This window comes from Kitasatospora sp. NPDC042419, assembly GCF_056437345.1.
On record NZ_JBWKAW010000020.1, the window covers coordinates 1 to 19,137 of the forward strand.

A 19,137-nucleotide genomic window follows, 5' to 3' on the forward strand; every position below is an offset into this window, starting at 1 on the left:
GGAACGGACACTTCCTTCAGGCGGCTTTCACACCGGCCCTCCGGGCGCTTCGTTCTTTCGTGTTTCCAGCTTACCAGATGTTTTCCGCTCCGTTTTCCGGAGTTTCATTCATCCGATTTCCCGAACTGGCCGGGTCCGCTTTTCTGCGATGGCCCCCACATTAGCGCATTTCGAGTGTCACTCGAAATTCACTCTCGCCCCGGTCGACGGAAACGCCGACCGACCCAAGTCAATGGGCTTCGAGGAGGGAGTGGGTCTTGCTGAGTGGGTGGCCGCTTCAAGCGACTCGTTCAACACTAGGCCACCTGGACGACATCGTCAAACATGGAGGGCGGGATCCGGCTGGATCCCGCCCTCCATGGTCGAAGCCGCAGATCAGCGGCGTCGGGTTTCAGTCACGACGCGGAAGCGATCAGCTCCGCGGCTGCCAGGTTCCGCTTGCCCCGGCGCAGGACCAGCCAGCGGCCGTGCAGCAGGTCGGCCTCGGTCGGGACCGCCTCCTCATCCGTCACCTTGACGTTGTTGAGGTAGGCGCCGCCTTCCTTGATCGTCCGGCGGGCGGCCGAACGGCTGGGGGCGAGACCGACCGCGACCAGCAGGTCGACGACCGGCTGGAGCTCTCCGACCTCGGCCTTCGGGACCTCGGCCAGGGCGGCCGCCAGGGTCGGGGCCTCCAGGTCCGCGAGGTCGCCCTGGCCGAACAGCGCCTTGGAGGCGGCGACGGCGCGGTCGTACTGCTCGGCGCCGTGGACCAGGGTGGTCAGCTCCTCGGCGAGCGCACGCTGGGCGAGACGGGCGGCCGGCCGCTCGGTCGTCTCGCGCTCCAGCTCCTCGATCTCCTCCTTCGAGCGGAAGCTGAAGATCCGCAGGAAGTTGGGGACGTCCCGGTCGTCCGCGTTCAGCCAGAACTGGTAGAAGGCGTACGGGGTGGTCAGCTCGGGGTCGAGCCAGACCGTGCCGGACTCCGTCTTGCCGAACTTGGTGCCGTCCGCCTTGACGATCAGCGGCGTGGCCAGCGCGTGGACCGACTTCCCGTCGGCCTTGCGGATCAGGTCCGTGCCGGCCGTGAGGTTGCCCCACTGGTCACTGCCGCCGGTCTGCAGCGCGCAGCCGTAGCGGCGGTTCAGCTCCAGGTAGTCCATGCCCTGGAGGATCTGGTAGCTGAACTCGGTGTAGCTGATGCCCGCGTCGGAGTTGAGCCGCCGGGCGACGGCCTCCTTGGCGATCATGTTGTTGACCCGGAAGTACTTGCCCACGTCGCGCAGCAGGCTGATCGCCGACATCCCCGACGTCCAGTCGAGGTTGTTGACCATGCGCGCCGCGTACGGGCCCTCGAAGTCGAGGAAGCGCGAGATCTGGCCGCGCAGGCGCTCCACCCAGCCGGCGACCGTCTCGGGGTCGTTGAGCACGCGCTCGGCGGTGGGCTTCGGGTCGCCGATCAGGCCTGTGGCGCCGCCGACCAGGCCGAGCGGGAGGTTCCCCGCCTGCTGGATGCGGCGCATGGTGAGGATCTGCACCAGGTTGCCGAGGTGCAGGCTGGGGGCCGTCGGGTCGAAGCCGCAATAGAACGTGACCGGGCCGTCCGCGAACGCCTTGCGCAGTGCGTCCTCGTCGGTGGACAGGGCGATCAGCCCACGCCACCGCAGCTCGTCGACGATGTCCGTCACGGTCACGCTTCTCCTTCGGTCGGGCGTCCGCCCGGTGCGGGCCCGGTCCGATCGGGCCCCGGTGCGGGACGGCTCCAGCGTTGTAGAGCCTACGCGGTCCGGGCGAGCGAATATCTCCCGGACCGGCCTGGACGTGTTCCCCCCGCGGAACCGCTCGGGACGGCCCGGCCCCTCGCCGCCACTGGAAATTCCGTTGTTCGACGGCCTTGGGCCCCTTCACAGTGGTCCCACCGCCGTGCGGCGGCAGTGACGTGTGTGGGGACGGTCGTGCCGCCGTGGCACGCCCGTCGAGAAGGGTGGCCGAGGTGCGCAGCACGCTGGTTCTGAACGCAAGCTACGAGCCGCTGACGACGGTGTCGCTCCAGCGCGCCGTGGTCCTGGTGCTCCAGGACAAGGCCGTGGTGGAACAGGCGCATCCGCTGCGCTCCATCCGCGGGACGGGGATCACCGTGCCGGTGCCCCGGGTGATCAGACTCCAGCGGTACGTCCGGGTGCCGTTCCGACAACAGGCTCCGTGGTCACGCCGCGGGGTGCTCGTCCGTGACCAGCACCTGTGCGCCTACTGCGGGCGGCGGGCCACCACGGTGGACCACCTGCACCCCAAATCCCGGGGCGGCGAGGACAGTTGGCTGAACACCGTCGCCGCCTGCGCCGAGGACAACCAGCGGAAGGCCGACCGGACGCCCGAGCAGGCGGGGATGAAGCTGCTCCGCAAGCCGTTCGTGCCGACTCCGCAGGCCACCCTGATGATGGCGCTGGGGCTGCGCGGCTCCGACGTCCGGGAGCTGGCCGACTGGCTGCCGGCCCAGGCCGTTCCGGCCACTGCGGCCACCGCGCCCTCCGCGGCCTGAGCCGGGGAGCCGGGGCGAGGAGCGGCCGGGGCCAGGAGCGGGTGAGGCGAGGAGCGGGTGAGGCGAGGAGCGGCCGGGGCGGTCAGCCCTTGGCCTGGTATCCGGTCGCGGTGCCGAAGTTGGTGGAGTGCTCGGGGACGGCGACGACCCGGCCTCCGCCGATCAGCACCCGGCCGGATATCAGCAGGGAGCCGGTCCCCTGCGGGAAGTTGCCGCCGACCGTCTCGCGGCCGGCGTCCAGGGCGAAGCGGCTGAGGTGGGCGGGCTGGTCGAGGCGTTCGTCGAAGGCGAGCACCAGCGCGCCGCCGTCGATGCCGACCGCCCTGGCCTCGCCCTTCTCGGAGGTGAGGGTCTTCCACCGCTGCTTGCCGCTGTCGAGGTCGTAGCCGACCACCGAGGCCGGTCCGCCGCCGTTCGCCGCCGGGGCGATGGTGGTGACCATCGTGCGGTCCTGGAAGTAGACGCCCGGGGTGGCCGAGAAGGCGCCGTGGGCGACGTCCAGCCGGCCGTCGGCGCCGGCGACCGGGATCTCGGCCTCCGGGTCGCCGCCCGGACCCCAGGCGAACACCCGGTCGTCCTCGGGCTTCTCCCCGGTGGTGAGGACGACGGCCGGTTCGGCGGAGAGCACCGTCGCGGTCCTCGGCCGGTTGTTCATGCCCCGCCACCAGGCGACCGTGCCGTCGGCGGTGTTCAGCGCGACGGCCTGGTCGACGGGCGTGGAGTCGGCGCAGGAGCTGGCCACCAGGACGGTCCGGTCGGCCACGCCGCCGGAGAGGGTGCAGAACTTGCCCTGCCCGGTGTACTGCCAGACGTCCTTGCCGTCGGCCGACTCCCAGGCGACGACGTGGTCGTCACCGACGGCTATCACCTTGTCCTCGGTGACGCCGACGGTGGCGGTGTAGAGGCCCTTGGCCTCGGAGAGCGTCTTGGTCCACGCGGTCTTCCCGGCCTTGGTGTCGACGGCGGCCACCAGGGCGCAGGGGCTCTTCGGATCGGCCTGGGGCCGGAACAGCACCGCCCCCACCCCCACTCCGTTGACGCTCGGGGAGAGCCCGCAGGGCACGGCGCCGTCGGCGGGCGGCTCGACCGACCAGGTGGGCTTGCCGGCCTCCAGGTCGTACGCGTGCACGCCGGTCGCGTCGGCGCGCACCACCGTGTCGGCGAGCAGCCAGCTGCCGACCAGCGTGTCGTCGCCGCCCGGCCGGTCGGCGCCCGGCTGGGCGGCCTGGGTGACCGGAACGGACTGGGCGGACCACATCTTGGTGTGGGCGATGGTGAAGCCCGGCTCCCCGCCGCCGGCGGCACCGGCGGACCCGCGGCCGCCGCCCTCCGAACCGACCGTCAGCCCGGCCGCGATCAGGACCCCGAGCGCGGCGACGCCGGCGCCCGTCCGGACGGTGAGGGCGCGCCTGCTCGGCGCGTGCTCGGCGGCGGCGCCGGTGGCGGCCCGGGCCCTGGCGGCGAAGCCGGACCGGGCCGGCGGCACGGCGGCGGGCTCGACGGCCGGTGCCTTCGTCCCCGCCGTCGCCGCGGCCTTCGGTTCGGGCTCGGGGGCGAGTTCGGGCTCGGGCTCGGGGGCGAGCTCCGGCTCCAGGTGCACGTAGCCGTCGGCGGAGTACTCGGCACCGACGGGCGCGTACAGCCCCTCCCCCGGCTGCTGCTGCGGGACGGCGTACGGCGCGTACTGCTGCTGCTCGTGGTCGGTGTACTGCTGGTACGGCTGGTACTGCCGGCCGGGGTCGTACTGACCGTACTGGTCGTACTGGCCGTACGTCCCGTCCGGGTACCCGCCCTGCCCGTACGCGGTCTCGCCGTATCCCTGCTCCGGGTACGCCGTGCCGGTTCCGGCCCCGTATCCCTGCTCCCCCGGCCAGGTCTGCCCGGCGTACCCGCCGTACCCGGCGGGCCACTCCTGCGGCACCTGCTGCGCCTGCCACTGCTGCGCCCGACCGTCGTCGAGGGGGTCCTGAGCCATCCGTTCCGTCCCTCCCGACCGCCTGTACTACGGCAGTCAGCATCTCACGGCCCCGGAGCGGACGGTTCCGGTGTCCCGCAAAGGCAGTGAACGGGTGGAAACGGGCGGAACGGGCAAGCCCCCCCCCCCCGGGGGGGGGAGCAGGACACGCCCTACCGGGCGGACTCCGTGCGGAGGATGGTGTCGATCCGGGCGGCGAGGGTGAGGTCGAGGGCGGTGAGGCCGCCGGCGCTGTGGGTGGAGAGGACGAAGCGCAGGGTGCGCCAGCGGATGTCGATGTCGGGGTGGTGGTCCATCGACTCGGCGGCCTCGGCGACGGCGGCCACGGCCCGGATCCCGGCCGGGAAGTCGGGTGCCTCGGCGGTGCGGACGAGCGAGTCGCCGTCGCGCGACCAGTCCGGCAGCCCCTCCAGTCCGGCGGCGATCTCGTCCTCGGTCAGCCGTGCTCGGCTCATCGGCCCGCTCCCGTCACACACGTACCAGCAGAAGGTGGGAAGGTGTCAGCTCTTCCGGCGCGGACGGGGCACCAGCTCGCCGCCGCAGTTGGGGCAGCCGCCGGCCATCGCCTCGGTGCACGCCGCGCAGAAGGTGCACTCGAAGGAACATATAGAAGCCGGGCCGTCCGGTGTCAGCGACACCTCGCAGCGCTCGCAGATCTCCCGCATCTCCAGGGCCATCGGTGTGCCTAACTCGTGAGCAGTTTGACGACGGCCGCGAGGCCGACGACGACGATCACCGCGCGCAGGGCCTGCGGCGGCAGCTTCCGGCCGACCTTGGCGCCGATCAGCCCTCCGACGAGCGAGCCGACGGCGATCAGGCCGGCGGCCGCCCAGTTCACGGTCGAGGTGAAGAGGAAGAACAGGGCGGCGACGCCGTTGACGATCATCGCCAGGGCGTTCTTCACCCCGTTGATCCGCTGCAGGTCCTCCTGGAGCATCATGCCCATCAGGGCCAGCAGCAGGACGCCCTGGGCGGCGCCGAAGTAGCCGCCGTAGATGCCCGTGAGGAAGATGCCGGCCAGCAGCAGCGGGCCGCCGTGCGGGTCGCCGTCGGGGCGGCGGCGGGCGGCGACGGCCTTGGCCACCCGGGGCTGGACGACCACCAGGACCAGGGCGAGCAGGATCAGGACCGGGACGATCGCGTCGAAGGCGCTGCTGGGCAGTTCGATCAGCAGGTAGGCGCCGAGTACTCCGCCGAGCAGGGAGGCGGTGCCGAAGCGGGCGAGCCGCGCGCCCTGGCCGACGAGTTCCCGGCGGTAGCCGATCACGCCGCTGAGCGAGCCGGGGACCAGGCCGAAGGAGTTCGAGACGTTGGCGGTGACCGGTGGGAGTCCGACGGCGAGCAGGACCGGGAAGGTGATCAGGGTCCCCGAACCGACGATCACATTGATCATTCCGGCGCCGACACCTGCCACCAGGACGGCGATCGCCTCCCAGGTCGTCATGAGCCACCTCCCGTACCGGTCCTGTCCGTCCGCGGTGATCATGCCGGACGGAAGGGTGGCCGTTCCAGCGTCGACCACGATTCGGGATGTTCGACACACCGTCGCGGAAAGCGCCCGAGGGCCCGCCCCGTGCGGTACGGGGGGCGGGCCCTCGGGCGTCGGACGGGCCCTCGGCCGGCGGGGCCGAGGAGCCGGGGATCACTCCGGGTCGCTCTTGCGGTACTCGCGGAGCGGGTCGATCCGGGGGCGGGCCGAGCCCTTGGTGTCGGTGTCCAGCGGGCGCGGACCGGCCGCCGGGTCGAGCGGCACCTGGGTGGCGGCCGGCGGCGCGGCCGGGGCGCTGGGGGCGGCGACCGCGGCACCGTTGGCACCACCGTGACCGGGCATGCCGGTGAACGCGCCACCGATGCCCTTGAGCGCGTCGCCGATCTCGCTCGGGATGATCCAGAGCTTGTTGGCGTCGCCCTTGGCCAGCTCGGGCAGCGTCTGCAGGTACTGGTAGGCGAGCAGCTTCTGGTCGGCGTCGCCCTCGTGGATCGCCTCGAAGACGGTCCGGATGGCGGCCGCCTCACCGTCGGCGCGCAGCACCGCGGCCTGGGCCTCACCCTCGGCCTTGAGCACCTCGGCCTGCTTCTCACCCTCGGCGCGCAGGATCTGGGACTGCCGGTTGCCCTCGGCGGTGAGGATCGCGGCGCGCTTGTCACGCTCGGCGCGCATCTGCTTCTCCATCGAGTCCTGGATGGAGGTCGGCGGCTCGATGGCCTTGAGCTCGACGCGGTTGACGCGGATGCCCCACTTGCCGGTGGCCTCGTCGAGCACCCCGCGCAGTCCGGCGTTGATGACCTCGCGCGAGGTCAGGGTGGACTCCAGGTCCATCGAGCCGATGATGTTGCGCAGCGTGGTGACGGTGAGCTGCTCGATCGCCTGGATGTAGCTGGCGACCTCGTAGGTGGCGGCGCGCGCGTCGGTGACCTGGTAGTAGATCACCGTGTCGATGTTGACCACCAGGTTGTCCTGGGTGATCACCGGCTGCGGCGGGAACGGCACGACCTGCTCGCGCAGGTCGATCCGGTTCCGGACGCGGTCGATGAACGGGACGACGATGTTCAGCCCCGCGTTGAGCGTCCGGGTGTAGCGGCCGAAGCGCTCCACGATCGCGGCGCTGGCCTGCGGGATGACCTGAATCGTCTTGATCAGCGCGATGAATGCCACCACGACCAGGACGACCAGGACGATAAGGACGGGTTCCACGGACTCTCCCCTAGACGACCAGGGCGGTCGCGCCCTGGATTTCGACGACGTCGACCTGCTGCCCCGGCTGGTAGACCTGCTCGGGGTGGAGCGCGCGGGCCGACCAGATCTCGCCGTTGAGCTTGATCCGTCCGCCCTCCCCGTCGACCCTTTCCGCGACGACCGCGGTGGCGCCCAAGAGCGCCTCGATGCCCATCTTGATCTGCGGGCCCTTCCGCAGGGCCCGGTACGCGATGGGGCGGACCAGGACCAACTGCGCGACCGAGGCCGCGACGAAGGCCAGGACCTGCCAGACCGGGTCGGCGCCCAGGCCTGCCACGCCGGCGGCGACGAGCGCGCCGACGGCGAACATGGCGAACTCCGGCATCACGGTGATCACCAGCGGTATACCGAGGCCGACGGCGACCAGGAGCCACCAGATCCAGCTGTCCACGTGTCCATCCTAGGGAGGGAAGGGCCTACCAGGCGGTCAGTTCCCGCAGGTGGAGGGGCGGAAACCGGTCGCACGTGCGACCGGTTGCAGTTCAGTGGAGTTCAGTGGGGTCCAGCGCGGCTCCGGCCCGGCCCCACCGGCCCCCGGCCGGCCGGGGCGGGGCCGCGCGGGCGGCGCCGGCCCGGCCGGGACGCGGGGCGGTACTCAGCGGTGCTCAGCAGCACTCGGCAGTGCTCAGCGGTGATCGGCAGCACCCGGCAGTGCTCCGCGGCACTCAGCGGTGCTCGCGGTGCTCAGCCGAGCGGCAGGCCCTGCGCGGACCAGCGGTCGCCGTGCCGCTCCAGGGTGAGCGGCAGCCCGAAGCACTTGGACAGGTTGCGCGCGGTCAGCTCGGTGTCGATCGGCCCGGCGGTGAGGACCTTGCCCTGCCGGATCATCAGCACGTGGGTGAAGCCGGGGGCGATCTCCTCGACGTGGTGGGTGACCATGGCCATGGCCGGCGCGAACTCGTCCTGGGCCAGGGCGCCGAGCCGGCGGACGAGGTCCTCGCGGCCGCCGAGGTCGAGGCCGGCGGCGGGCTCGTCCAGCAGCAGCAGCTCGGGGTCGGTCATCAGGGCGCGGGCGATCAGGGTGCGCTTGCGCTCGCCCTCGGAGAGGGTGCCGAACTTGCGCGCGGTCAGACCGGACATGCCGAGGCGGTCGAGCAGCGCCAGCGCGCGGGACTCGTCGGACTGCTCGTACGTCTCCTGCCAGGTGACCGTCATGCCGTACGCGGCGGTGAGGACGGTCTGCAGCACGGTCTGCTCGGCGGGCAGCTTGTCGAACATGGCGGCGCCGGCCAGGCCGACCCGGGAGCGCAGCTCGAAGACGTCGACCTCGCCGAGCTTCTCTCCGAGGACGGTGACCTTGCCGGAGGTCGGGAAGAGGTACGTGGAGGCGATCTGCAGCAGGGTGGTCTTGCCGGCGCCGTTCGGGCCGAGGATCACCCAGCGCTCGCCCTCCGAGATGGACCACGAGACCTGGTCGACCAGCGCGCGCTCCTCCCGGACCACGGATACGTCCACCAGCTCCAGCACGTCGCTCATGACCTACGCCTTCCCCAAAACAGAAATACGGCCGTCGGTGCGGGCGGGCAGCCTACTCCGGCGGCCGGTGGGCACGGAGTGGGTGCGCCGCACGCGCATGGGCAAACCTACGCCACGCGGATGACCGCCGATTCCGTAGGCTGGCCGGATGCTCGCGACTCCTGCCGACAATCCGTACGAAGAGCCCCGTTCGGGACGGCTGGCCGCCTGGGGCAACGCCCTGCTGGCCGGTCTGGTGCCGCCCGACAACGCCGCCGCGGCGGTCCTGGGGGACGACGAGAGCCACCGGGTGGCCGGTCTGCCGGGGGACGGCCCGGACGAGCGGCACGGGCTCACCTGGGCGCTGGGGCGGCTCCGCGTCCTGGGCGTGAAGGGCCTGCGGCTGGCGCTGCCCTCGGCCGGGCACCCGCTGGGCCTGACCGGGCCGGCGCCGTTCAACGAGCACGCGATGGCGGTCGGCGAGGCGGTGCTGGCGGTCGGGGTGCCGCTGGGGCTGGTGCCCGAGATCGAGGTGTACGGCCCGCCCGGGGACCGTTCGGCGACCGTGCTCTGGCGCTGCCACGAGGTGAACGACGCCCCGCCGGCCGACGTGCCGTCGCTGCACGAGGCCGAGTTCGAACTCACCGACGGGCTGCGCCAGGCGACGCTGCTGCTGACCCGGCTGGACGTGGCCGGCGCGGGGCCGGAGGCGCTGCGGGCGCTGGAGGCGTACCGGCGGCGCGGGCACGCCGAACTGCTCGCGCCGGGCTACCCGCCGCGCGCCGTCCGGGTGCTGGAGTCGGCGCGGCAGGTCGCGGCGCTGCTGTCGATCGCCTCCGGCAGCCACGGCGCGGCGGTCAGCGCCTCCGAGATCGCGGCCCGGCAGGCGGTGCTGGCTCCGCTCTGGCGGACCGCCCGCCGGGCACAGGTGGCGGCGTACAACGCGCTGGTGGACGAGAAGGGCTGACGGGCGGCCCCCTCGGCCCGGTGACCGCCCCCGCGGGCGGGCCCGGGCCGTGGCCCCGCCCGGCACGCCAAACGCCCTACGCGCGCGTCTCGCCGTTGCGGACGGCCCAGAGCGCGGCCTGGGTGCGGTCGGCGAGGTCCAGCTTCATCAGGATGTTGGAGACGTGCGTCTTCACCGTCTTCTCGGACAGGTGCAGGCTGCGCGCGATCTCCCGGTTGGAGCGGCCGTCGGAGATGTGCCCGAGCACCTCGCGCTCGCGCTCGGTGAGGGTGCCGCCGCGGCCCTGCGGGGCGCGCGGGCCGTCGTCGGCGAGCAGCGCCTCGGCCAGCTCCGGCTGGAGCAGCACGTGGCCGGCGTGGACCGAGCGGATCGCACCCGCCAGCGCCTCCGGGTCGACGTCCTTGTACACGTACCCGGCGGCGCCGGCCCGCAGGGCGGGGACCATGGTGCGGTGCTCGGTGAAGCTGGTGACGATCAGGATCCGGGCGCGGCTGCCCTCCTCCTTGAGCGTGCGGAGCGCCTCGATGCCGTCCACGCCGGGCATCTTGAGGTCCATCAGGACGACGTCCGGGTCGAGCGCGCGGGCCCGGTCGACGCCCTCCGCGCCGTCGGCGGCCTCGCCGACCACCTCGATGTCGTCCTGCACCTCCAGGAAGGTGCGCAGGCCCCGGCGGACCACCTGGTGGTCGTCGACGAGCAGGACGCGGATCGCGGACACGGTGTCAGGCACCGGGGACCTCCATCTCGACGACCGTTCCCCTGCCGGGGGCCGAGTCCAGGGTGAGCCGGCCGCCGACGGCGGCGGCGCGGTCGCGCATCGAGGCCAGGCCGAGGTGGCGGCCCGCCCGGCGGACGGACTCGGGGTCGAAGCCCCGGCCGTTGTCGCTGACCCGCAGCACGGCGCCGCGGCCGGGGGTCCCGGCCAGGGTGACGGTGACGCGGCGGGCGTCGGAGTGGCGCAGGGCGTTGTGCAGGGCCTCCTGGGCGACCCGCAGCACGGCCGCCTCCTGGGCGGGCGGCAGGGCGCGCACGCCGTCGGCGGCGAAGGCGATGTCGGCGCCGTGGGCGCGGTCGAGGACCTGCACCTGGGAGGCGAGGGTGGCGCTGAGGCCGTCCTCCTCCAGGGCCGCGGGGCGCAGTTCGACGACGACGGCGCGCAGCTCGTCGGCGGCCTCGGCGGCGAGCCGGGCGACCTCGGCGAGTTCGGCGCGGGCGCGGGCCGGGTCGCGGTCGACCAGTTTGGCGGCGGCCTTGGCGGTGAGGCGCAGCGAGAAGAGCTTCTGCGAGACGGCGTCGTGCAGGTCGTGGGCGATCCGGGCGCGCTCCCCGGCGAGGGTGAGTTCGCGGCTGCGCTCGTAGAGGCGGGCGTTGTAGAGGGCGAGGGCCGCGTGGGCGGCGAGTATCCGCAGCAGTTCCTCGTCGTGGTCGGTGAAGCCGCCGCCGCCGTGCTTGTTGGCGAGGTAGATGACGCCGAGGACCTCGGGTTCGTCGTCGGCGTGGTCGGTGTCGATGATGGGCATGCCGAGGAAGGCGCCGAGCTGGGGGTGGGCGGCGGGCCAGCCGCCGAAGGAGGGGGCCTGCCGGACGTCGGCGAGCCGGATCGGGCCGGTCTCGTGGAGCATCGCGGCGAGGACGCCGTGCTGGCGGGGCAGCGGGCCGATGGCCTTCCACTGCTCGTCGGTGACGCCGTCGACGACGAACTGGGCGAAGCCGCCGTGGTCGTCGGGGACGCCGAGGGCCGCGTACTCGGCGCCGAGCAGGCGGCGGGCGGAGGCGGTGATCCGGCGCAGGACCTCGCGGACCTCCAGGTGGCGGCTCATCGCGAGCAGGGCCTGGCTGACGGCCTCGATCCCGGCGAGGCAGGGTTCGCAGGCGGGCAGGGAACCGTCCGGCGGCGGGCCGACCGGGATGCGGTCGACGGGCAGCAGGCCGGCGTGCCGGTGGTCGCTGGGCACGGTGGGCATACCGCCAACCTACCGCCGCCCGCGGGGCGGTCGCGTCGGTCCGGGGCCGGGCGGGGCCCGGGTCCGGAGACCTAGGCCTCCGGTCCGCCGCCGCGGTCGGCGAACGCGGGGGTCCGGAGGCACGTCGCCGGTCCGCGGCGGCCGGTGAACGCGGGGGAAACGTCGGCGGGACAGTGGCGGACGCGTGCCCGGTGGAGGCGGCGGCGCCGGGGGCGCCCGGTGGTGCCGGGGGTGCCGGGGGTGCGAACGCCGAGGGGCGGCCCTCCCCGGTGGGGTGGGCCGCCCCTCGGCGGCGGCGGTGAAGGGGTCAGCCCTTCTGCATGACCTCGGGCTCGTGACGGCGCTGGAGGCGGGTCACGATGACGCCGATGATGATCGACATCGCGATCAGCACGCCGGCGTCCAGCCAGAACTGGCCGGCGTTGTGGCCCCAGATCGCGTCGTACTCGGGGTTCTGGAAGTCCTTGTTCCAGGGGCCGAGCAGGTGCGACAGGTCGAGCGTGGTGGCGACCATGCCGGTGCCCCAGCGGGCGGGCATCAGCCAGGCGAACTGCTCCAGGCCGGGCTTGGAGAAGATCTGGAAGAGGCAGCCGGTGAAGACGACCTGGATGATCGCGAACATGACCAGCAGCGGCATGGTCTTCTCGGCGGTCTTGACCAGGGCCGAGATCGCCAGGCCGAACATCATCGAGGCGAAGCTCAGCAGGATCAGGCCGAGGCTCATCTCGATGATGGGCAGGTCCTTGAAGACCAGGCCGTGCTCGGGCAGCTTGCGCGGCAGGAAGCCGACGGCGGAGATGATCGCGCCCTGGATCACGCTGAAGAAGCCCAGCACGATGATCTTGGACATCATGTACGCCGAGCGGGAGAGCCCGGTGGCCCGTTCCCGTTCGTAGATCGCCCGTTCCTTGATCAGCTCGCGGACCGAGTTGGCCGCCCCGGAGAAGCACGCCCCGATCGCCAGGATCAGCATGATCGTCGCCGCGCCGCTGTTGAGGCCCAGCTGCGACTTGGGGTTCGGGGCGAGGCCCGGTTCGTTCGGGATCAGCACGCTGACCGCGCCGAGCACCGCGGGTAGCAGCACCGACAGGGCCAGGAAGCCCCGGTCGGAGGCGAGCACCGAGGCGTAGCGGCGGATCAGCGTCCACAGCTGCGAGCCCCAGCTCTGCGGCTTCGGCGGGCGGACCGCCTCCTGGACGATCTGCGCGGACTGCACCGCGCCGGACTCCACGTCGGCCGAGTACTGCTGGTAGTGCACCGAACCGCGGTAGCGGCCGGCCCAGTCGTGGTCCGGGTAGTTCTCGAAGGCCTGGAAGACGTCGGCCCAGGTCTCGTACCCGAAGAAGTGCAGCGCCTCGTCCGGCGGGCCGAAGTAGGCCACCGAACCGCCCGGCGCCATCACCAGCAGCCGGTCGCAGAGCGCGAGTTCGGCCACCGAGTGGGTGACGACCAGGATGGTGCGGCCGTCGTCGGCGAGGCCGCGCAGCATCTGCATGACCTCGCGGTCCATGCCCGGGTCGAGGCCCGAGGTGGGCTCGTCCAGGAAGATCAGCGAGGGCTTGGTGAGCAGCTCCAGGGCGACCGAGACGCGCTTCTGCTGGCCACCGGAGAGCGCGGTGATCCGGTTGTCGGCGCGCTTGTCCAGGCGCAGCTCGTAGAGCACCTCGTCGATCCGCGCCTCGCGCTCGCGCGGCTCGGTGTCACCGGGGAAGCGCAGCCGGGCCGCGTACTTGAGGCCGGTGCGGACGGTCAGCTCCTTGTGCAGGATCTCCGACTGCGGCACCAGGCCGATCCGCGAGCGCAGCTCGGCGAACTGCTTGTAGAGGTTGCGGCCGTCGTAGAGGACGTCGCCGCGGTCGGCCGGGCGGTAGCCGGTGAGGGCGCGCAGCAGGGTCGACTTGCCGGAGCCCGACGGGCCGATGACGGCCACCAGGGACTTCTCCGGGACACCGAAGCTGACGTCGTTGAGCAGGACCTTCTTGCCGCCCTTGAAGTCGACCTCGACGGTCAGGTGGCGGGCGGAGAAGGAGACGGCGCCGGTGTCGACGAACTCCTGGAGCTGGTCGCCGACCAGGACGAAGCTGGAGTGGCCGACCGTCAGGCGGTCCTGCGGGCCGATCAGCTGGCGCTCGACCCGCAGGCCGTTGAGGAAGATGCCGTTGTGGCTGCCGAGGTCGACGATCTCGTACCGGCCGTCGGGCAGCTGGCGCAGCTCGGCGTGGTGGCGGGAGACCTGGAGGTCGGAGACGACGATGTCGTTGTCGAGCGCGCGGCCGATCCGGATGGTGTTCATGCCGGCGGTCAGGTTGCGGATGACCGTCGGCTGCGGGCCGCCGGGCCCCTCGTGCGGCGCGGCCCCCTGCTGGGGGAAGCCCTGCTGCTGCGGGAAGCCCTGCTGCGGGTACGGCTGCTGCGCCTGCTGCTGCGGGAACGGCTGCTGCTGGCCGGGCCACTGGGGCTGGGCCTGGGCCTGCTGCGGGTACGGCTGCTGCTGCGCCGGGGGCTGCTGGGCCCACGGCTGCTGCGCCTGCTGCTGGGCGGCGTGGGCCTGCGGGGCGGCGCTGCGGCTGGTGGCGGCCTCGTGCCAGGCCTGGGCCTGGGCGGCGGCCTGCGCCGGCGCGGAGAAGGCGAGCCGGGGACCGTTCTCGGCGTTGCCGAGGTTGACCACGGCCCCCGGGAACAGGGGCGCCTGCATGGTGCGGGCCCCGCCGGTGTAGGTGCCGTTGGTGCTCCCGTGGTCGTCCAGCTGCCAGCCCGTCCCGTTGAAGGACATGGTGGCGTGGTGCCAGGACACCCGCGCGTCGTCGAACGGGAAGTCCGACTGCGGGTTGCGACCGATGGTGTAGGACCGCCCGGGCTCCAGAGTCCGCTGCTGTCCGTTGATCTCGATGACGAGTTGCGGCACTGCTCGCCTGCCCCGCTCTCTCGGTTCCCCCGATGGTGCGCCCCGTCCCGGGGCGAAATGATCGTGAATCTGACGGGGGAATCATTCCAGCCCGTCGGCCGTCCGTGAAAGTCGCCCCCGGGGACTGTGACCAGGCGGCAACGATTCGCGGACGGCCCCCGAACCGTGCGTCCACGGCGCGTACGCGGCACGCACGCGGCACGTCCACGACCCGGACGGGTGCCGTGGGCCCGTCGGGCGGCGGGTAGCGTGGGAGGCACCATGAACGCATCGCCCTTGGCCGCCGAGCCGTTCCCCGCCCCGCAGCCCCGGACCGAGGACGAGCGCACCCTGCTCGTCAAGGTGTTCGGCAAGGACCGCCCCGGCATCACCGCCGGCCTCTTCGCCACCCTGGCCGGGTTCGGCGTCGACGTCATCGACATCGAGCAGGTGGTGACCCGTGGCCGGATAACGCTCTGCGCCCTGGTCACCCCGCCCGGCGCGCCCGGCGCCGAGGGCGGTCTGCGGTCCGTCGTGCACCGCTGGGCCGAGGAGCAGAAGCTCCAGGCCGAGATCCTCTCCGGCATCGGCGACAACCGGCCGCGCCGCGAGGGCCGGTCGCACGTCACCGTCCTGGGCCACCCGCTGACCGCCGCCGCCGTCGCCGCGCTGACCTCCCGGATCACCGCCGCCGGCGGCAACATCGACCGTGTCTTCCGGCTCGCCAAGTACCCGGTGACCGCCGTCGAGCTGGCCGTCTCGGGTGTGGCCACCGATCACCTGCGCGCCGAGCTGGCGCAGGAGGCGGCGGCCCAGCGGGTGGACGTCGCCGTGGTCGCGGCCGGGCTGGAGCGGCGGGCCAAGCGGCTGGTGGTCATGGACGTCGACTCGACGCTGATCCAGGACGAGGTGATCGAGCTGTTCGCCGCCCACGCGGGCTGCGAGCAGGAGGTCGCCGAGGTGACGGCGGCGGCGATGCGCGGCGAGCTGGACTTCGCCGAGTCGCTGCGCGCCCGGGTGGCCCTGCTGGCCGGCCTGGACGCGGGGGTGACCGAGAAGGTGCGCGCGGAGGTCCGGTTCACGCCGGGGGCGCGCACCCTGATCCGGACGCTCCAGCGACTGGGCTACCAGGTCGCGGTGGTCTCCGGCGGGTTCACCCAGGTCACCGACCACCTGGTCGAGCAGCTGGGGCTGGACTACGCGGCGGCCAACACCCTGGAGGTGGAGGACGGCAGGTTCACCGGCCGGGTGGTCGGCGACATCGTCGACCGGGCGGGCAAGGCCCGCTGGCTGGCCCGGTTCGCCGAGCAGGCCAAGGTGCCGCTGTCCCAGACGGTGGCGATCGGCGACGGCGCCAACGACCTGGACATGCTGAACGCGGCCGGGCTGGGCGTGGCGTTCAACGCCAAGCCGGTGGTGCGGGAGGCGGCGGACACCGCGGTGAACGTGCCGTTCCTGGACACCGTGCTGTACCTGCTCGGGATCACCCGCGAGGAGGTCGAGGCGGCCGACGTGCTGGACGGCCAGCCGGCTGACTAGCACTCCCGGACGTACCCGTACGCGCATGAAGGGGCGCGCGGACCTGGTCCGCGCGCCCCTTCATGCGTCCGTCCGCTCAGTCCTGGGGCGTGTAGTACGACACCAGGGCGGCCACACCCGGCTCGACGTTCTTCCAGGAGCCGCTGAAGCTGAGCACCGCGACCGCGGCGGTCGGGAAGCCCCCGAGCCGCAGTCGCTCCAGCGCGTCGCGGTCGCCCTCGTCACCCGCCAGCACCTGGGTCAGGCCGAGCACACCGGGGTTGTGGCCGACCAGCACGAGGTCCGCGTGGTCGTCCGGGGTCTCCTGGAGGACGGTGATGATCTCGCCGGGGCTGGCCTCGTAGACCCGCTCCTCGTACACGGTCCTGCGGGGGCGCTTGGGCAGCTCGTGGGCGGCGAGCTTCCACGTCTCGCGGGTGCGCAGGGCGGTGGAGCAGAGCACGTAGTCGGGGTTGATGCCGGAATCGGCGAGCCAGCGTCCGGCCTCGGGGGCCTGGTGGCGGCCCCGGTCGGCCAGCGGCCGCTCGTGGTCGTCGACGCCGTTCGGCCAGTCGGCCTTGGCGTGGCGGAGAACGATGATCCTGCGGGGCGTGTCGGCGCTCATACCCAGCAAGCTTGGCAGAAAAGCCGCCCGGGAGCGCGGCGCTGCCGGATGCCGCCACCCTCAGGGGTGGGGAGTGTCATCATGCGTGGTTCACCCGGACGCGGCCGGGGCTTCAGCCCAGGTTGCGGGCGACGATCGCCACGATCACCAGGAGCACGACGATGCCGCCGATCACGCCGGCGAGCTGGCCCAGCTTCTTGTGGCCGTCGGTGGGGTTCGGGTCGAGTACGGGCATGACCGGATTCTCCCACCCCGAACGCGTCCGCCCGCCACCGGCCCCACCGGGGGGCCGGGGCGGCGGGCCGGGCCCGGTCGCCCCGGCCGCGGGCCGCCGGCCCCCGGGCCCGCCGCTCAGGCCTTGGCCGCCGCTCAGGCCTTGGCCGCCGCCACCGGCAGGACCGCCTCGTCCTCGATGTGCCGGGCCCGGGCGGCCCGCAGGCCGAACAGCATCTGCGGCACCAGCAGCAGCGCCAGGAAGCCCAGCGGCAGGTACCACTCACCGGTGGCCTGGTAGAGCCGGCCGATCAGGATCGGCCCGGGGATCGAGATCAGGTAGCCGACGCCCTGCGCGAAGGCGGAGAGCTGGGCCACGCCGCCGGCCGTCCGGGCGCGCAGGCCGATCATGGTCAGCACCAGCGGGAACGCGCAGTTGGAGAGGCCCACCAGGGCCGCCCACACCCACGGCGCGGCGGACGGGGACACCGCCAGCCCGGAGTACCCGGCGATGCCGCACGCGGCCAGGACCACCACGAAGAGCCGCTGGTCGCCGCGGCGGGCGGCCAGGTTCGGCAGGACGAAGGAGACCGGCACGCCGATCACCATGGTGAGCGCCAGCAGCACGCCCGAGGTGCCCTCGGAGACGCCGGCGTCCTGGAAGATCTTCGGCAGCCAGCCCATCACCACGTACGCGCCGGTGGCCTGGAAGCCGAAGAAGCAGGCCAGTGCCCAGGCGGTGCGGCTGCGGGTGATCGGCAGCTTCCCGGCCGCCCGGCCGGCGGCCTGTCCGCCGGCCTCCCGCCGCCGGGACACCAGGACGGGCAGCCAGAGCAGCAGGGCGACCGCACCGAGCGCGGCCCAGATCCCCAGCCCGAACCGCCAGTCGCCGCCGAGCGCGCCGGTCAGCGGCACGGTGACGGCGGCGGCGAGCGCGGTGCCGGCCGACAGCGCCATCGAGTAGAGGCCGATCATCGGCCCGACCTTCTCCGGGAAGTACCGCTTGATGACCACCGGGATCAGCACGTTGGCGACCGCGACGCCGGCCAGCGCCAGCGCGGTGAGCAGCAGGAAGACGGCCGTGCCGCCGGCGAACGAGCGGGCCAGCACACCGGCGGTGATCGCGCCCAGGCCCGCGGTGACCACCGCGACGGGGCCGAGCCGGCGGGCCAGGCCGGGCGCGGCGAAGCCGAAGAGGGCGAAGCAGAGCGAGGGGACGGCGGTGAGCAGACCGGCCACCGTCGGGTTCATCCCGAGGTCGGCCCGGACCTGGTCGAGCAGCGGCCCGAGGCTGGTCACCACCGGGCGGAGGTTGAAGGCGGCGGCGGCGATCGCGACGGCGAACAGCCAGCCGAGGTGGTTGCGGCGGGGCGGGGCGGGGCGCTCGGCCTGCGGTCGGGTCCCGGTACGGGGGGAGGCGGCGGTGTCTGCTGCGGACGACATGCGGGCCATCATAGAATGATGGGATGAATTAGCGCACCCTTGAGTTGGCATGATGGCCCGACCCACCCGACCCCAAGGAGTCCCCCGTGGCGCTGTCCTCTCCGAGGCGCACCCCGCTGTCCGACCAGGTGATCGCCCAGTTGCGCGCCCAGATCACCTCCGGCGAGTGGCCCGTCGGCTCCCGCATCCCCACCGAGGCCGCCCTGGTCGAGCAGCTGGGTGTGGCGCGGAACACCGTCCGCGAGGCCGTCCGCGCCCTCGCCCACAACGGACTGCTCGACATCCGCCAGGGCTCCGGCACCTACGTCCTCGCCACCAGCGAGCTGGCCGGCGTCATGCACCGCCGCTTCGCCGACGCCGACCAGGCCCACGTCGCCGAACTGCGGGTCACCCTGGAGACCTCCGCCGCCGGGCTCGCCGCGACCCGCCGCACCGACCGCGACCTCGCCCTCCTCGACGCCGCCCTGGCCCGCCGCGAGGACGCCTGGCGCTCCGGCGACGCCGAGGACTTCGTCCAGGCCGACGCCGCCTTCCACCAGGCCGTCGTCGCCGCCGCCCACAACGACGTCCTCGCCGCCGTCTACGCCGACCTCGGCGAGGTCACCCGCGCCCACCTCCGCCACGACGTCGGCCCCGAGCTCATCGCCGAGCGCTACCTCGGTCACGACAAGATCGTCGACGCCATCCGCGCCCGCGACCCCCAGCGCGCCTCCCACGAGGCCGGCCGCGCCATCGGCGCCTGCACCGACCGCTGACCCCGCCCGGCGGACCTCCCCCGCCCGCTCGACCCGCCACCCTCGCCCGACCGCCCCCGAAATGGCCTACGAGCCTTGCGGGC

At 73.1% G+C, this 19,137-nt stretch carries 18 protein-coding genes; 4 read left to right on the top strand and 14 right to left on the bottom strand.

Translation table 11 applies throughout. From position 1 onward, the window contains the following. Window positions 1-395: 395 nt before the first annotated feature. Window positions 396-1,667: a tyrosine--tRNA ligase gene (gene tyrS, locus AC067J_RS29720; RefSeq protein WP_478304608.1), complete on the bottom strand. Its 1,272-nt coding sequence runs from the start codon at window positions 1,665-1,667 to the stop codon at window positions 396-398. Between the two features lie 305 nt (window positions 1,668-1,972). On the opposite strand from tyrS, the gene AC067J_RS29725 reads away from it, so the two are divergent. Continuing rightward, window positions 1,973-2,518 carry an HNH endonuclease gene (locus AC067J_RS29725; protein ID WP_478304343.1) on the top strand — a complete coding sequence of 182 codons (546 nt, stop codon included), beginning with the start codon at window positions 1,973-1,975 and terminating at the stop codon, window positions 2,516-2,518. Between the two features lie 82 nt (window positions 2,519-2,600). Here the strand turns inward: AC067J_RS29725 and AC067J_RS29730 are convergent, their stop codons facing one another. From AC067J_RS29730 to AC067J_RS29760, 7 genes are all read right to left on the bottom strand, one after another. Beyond that, the gene (locus AC067J_RS29730; protein ID WP_478304345.1) at window positions 2,601-4,493 is read right to left on the bottom strand and encodes an outer membrane protein assembly factor BamB family protein; all 1,893 of its coding nucleotides are present in this window, start codon (window positions 4,491-4,493) and stop codon (window positions 2,601-2,603) included. Between the two features lie 152 nt (window positions 4,494-4,645). Further along, complete coding sequence (locus AC067J_RS29735; RefSeq protein WP_478304347.1) at window positions 4,646-4,948, bottom strand: 4a-hydroxytetrahydrobiopterin dehydratase; 303 nt, start codon at window positions 4,946-4,948, stop codon at window positions 4,646-4,648. Window positions 4,949-4,993: 45 nt separating this feature from the next. Then, window positions 4,994-5,170: a DUF1272 domain-containing protein gene (locus AC067J_RS29740; protein ID WP_478304349.1), complete on the bottom strand. Its 177-nt coding sequence runs from the start codon at window positions 5,168-5,170 to the stop codon at window positions 4,994-4,996. A gap of 8 nt (window positions 5,171-5,178) precedes the next feature. After that, window positions 5,179-5,937, bottom strand: a complete 759-nt coding sequence (locus tag AC067J_RS29745) for a sulfite exporter TauE/SafE family protein (protein WP_478304351.1) — start codon at window positions 5,935-5,937, stop codon at window positions 5,179-5,181. 198 nt (window positions 5,938-6,135) lie between these two features. Further along, window positions 6,136-7,188, bottom strand: a complete 1,053-nt coding sequence (locus AC067J_RS29750; protein WP_478304353.1) for an SPFH domain-containing protein — start codon at window positions 7,186-7,188, stop codon at window positions 6,136-6,138. Between the two features lie 10 nt (window positions 7,189-7,198). Beyond that, entirely contained in the window at window positions 7,199-7,609 is a 411-nt protein-coding gene (locus AC067J_RS29755; RefSeq protein ID WP_478304610.1) for an NfeD family protein, read from the bottom strand. A gap of 305 nt (window positions 7,610-7,914) precedes the next feature. Then, a complete protein-coding gene (locus AC067J_RS29760; RefSeq protein ID WP_478304355.1) occupies window positions 7,915-8,706 on the bottom strand; it encodes an ABC transporter ATP-binding protein in 792 nt (263 codons plus the stop codon). Between the two features lie 148 nt (window positions 8,707-8,854). Here AC067J_RS29760 and AC067J_RS29765 point away from each other — a divergent pair, with 148 nt between their 5' ends. Continuing rightward, window positions 8,855-9,652 carry a hypothetical protein gene (locus AC067J_RS29765; RefSeq protein ID WP_478304357.1) on the top strand — a complete coding sequence of 266 codons (798 nt, stop codon included), beginning with the start codon at window positions 8,855-8,857 and terminating at the stop codon, window positions 9,650-9,652. A gap of 76 nt (window positions 9,653-9,728) precedes the next feature. Here AC067J_RS29765 and AC067J_RS29770 read toward each other — a convergent pair whose 3' ends face one another. The 3 genes from AC067J_RS29770 to AC067J_RS29780 all read right to left on the bottom strand — a co-directional run bounded on the left by AC067J_RS29770 (window position 9,729) and on the right by AC067J_RS29780 (window position 14,521). Continuing rightward, a complete protein-coding gene (locus tag AC067J_RS29770; RefSeq protein WP_478304359.1) occupies window positions 9,729-10,382 on the bottom strand; it encodes a response regulator in 654 nt (217 codons plus the stop codon). Next, window positions 10,375-11,472 (bottom strand): GAF domain-containing sensor histidine kinase, encoded by a 1,098-nt coding sequence (locus AC067J_RS29775; protein WP_478304612.1) that lies wholly within the window; start codon window positions 11,470-11,472, stop codon window positions 10,375-10,377. The genes AC067J_RS29770 and AC067J_RS29775 overlap by 8 nt, the downstream gene beginning before the upstream one ends. 451 nt (window positions 11,473-11,923) lie before the next feature. Next, window positions 11,924-14,521, bottom strand: a complete 2,598-nt coding sequence (locus AC067J_RS29780) for an FHA domain-containing protein (protein WP_478304361.1) — start codon at window positions 14,519-14,521, stop codon at window positions 11,924-11,926. Window positions 14,522-14,782: 261 nt separating this feature from the next. On the opposite strand from AC067J_RS29780, the gene serB reads away from it, so the two are divergent. Further along, window positions 14,783-16,039 carry a phosphoserine phosphatase SerB gene (gene serB / locus AC067J_RS29785; RefSeq protein WP_478304363.1) on the top strand — a complete coding sequence of 419 codons (1,257 nt, stop codon included), beginning with the start codon at window positions 14,783-14,785 and terminating at the stop codon, window positions 16,037-16,039. Window positions 16,040-16,115: 76 nt separating this feature from the next. On the opposite strand, the gene AC067J_RS29790 is transcribed toward serB, so the two are convergent. From AC067J_RS29790 to AC067J_RS29800, 3 genes are all read right to left on the bottom strand, one after another. Further along, a complete protein-coding gene (locus tag AC067J_RS29790; RefSeq protein ID WP_478304365.1) occupies window positions 16,116-16,643 on the bottom strand; it encodes a SixA phosphatase family protein in 528 nt (175 codons plus the stop codon). 112 nt (window positions 16,644-16,755) lie between these two features. Further along, window positions 16,756-16,878, bottom strand: a complete 123-nt coding sequence (locus AC067J_RS29795) for an SGM_5486 family transporter-associated protein (RefSeq protein WP_478304367.1) — start codon at window positions 16,876-16,878, stop codon at window positions 16,756-16,758. 134 nt (window positions 16,879-17,012) lie between these two features. After that, window positions 17,013-18,299 carry a CynX/NimT family MFS transporter gene (locus tag AC067J_RS29800; RefSeq protein ID WP_478304369.1) on the bottom strand — a complete coding sequence of 429 codons (1,287 nt, stop codon included), beginning with the start codon at window positions 18,297-18,299 and terminating at the stop codon, window positions 17,013-17,015. 86 nt (window positions 18,300-18,385) lie between these two features. On the opposite strand from AC067J_RS29800, the gene AC067J_RS29805 reads away from it, so the two are divergent. After that, window positions 18,386-19,054, top strand: coding sequence for a FadR/GntR family transcriptional regulator (locus tag AC067J_RS29805; protein WP_478304370.1), 669 nt, complete (start codon window positions 18,386-18,388; stop codon window positions 19,052-19,054). Window positions 19,055-19,137: the final 83 nt, after the last annotated feature.

Bases quoted from the DNA above. Each gene is read 5' to 3' on its own strand.
- serB (WP_478304363.1), top strand. From the start codon at position 14,783: ATGAACGCATCGCCCTTGGCCGCCGAGCCGTTCCCCGCCCCGCAGCCC.
- AC067J_RS29745 (WP_478304351.1), bottom strand. From the start codon at position 5,937: ATGACGACCTGGGAGGCGATCGCCGTCCTGGTGGCAGGTGTCGGCGCC.
- AC067J_RS29740 (WP_478304349.1), bottom strand. From the start codon at position 5,170: ATGGCCCTGGAGATGCGGGAGATCTGCGAGCGCTGCGAGGTGTCGCTG.
- AC067J_RS29790 (WP_478304365.1), bottom strand. From the start codon at position 16,643: ATGAGCGCCGACACGCCCCGCAGGATCATCGTTCTCCGCCACGCCAAG.
- AC067J_RS29765 (WP_478304357.1), top strand. From the start codon at position 8,855: ATGCTCGCGACTCCTGCCGACAATCCGTACGAAGAGCCCCGTTCGGGA.
- AC067J_RS29735 (WP_478304347.1), bottom strand. From the start codon at position 4,948: ATGAGCCGAGCACGGCTGACCGAGGACGAGATCGCCGCCGGACTGGAG.
- AC067J_RS29730 (WP_478304345.1), bottom strand. From the start codon at position 4,493: ATGGCTCAGGACCCCCTCGACGACGGTCGGGCGCAGCAGTGGCAGGCG.
- AC067J_RS29800 (WP_478304369.1), bottom strand. From the start codon at position 18,299: ATGTCGTCCGCAGCAGACACCGCCGCCTCCCCCCGTACCGGGACCCGA.
- AC067J_RS29775 (WP_478304612.1), bottom strand. From the start codon at position 11,472: ATGAGCCGCCACCTGGAGGTCCGCGAGGTCCTGCGCCGGATCACCGCC.
- AC067J_RS29760 (WP_478304355.1), bottom strand. From the start codon at position 8,706: ATGAGCGACGTGCTGGAGCTGGTGGACGTATCCGTGGTCCGGGAGGAG.
- AC067J_RS29795 (WP_478304367.1), bottom strand. From the start codon at position 16,878: ATGCCCGTACTCGACCCGAACCCCACCGACGGCCACAAGAAGCTGGGC.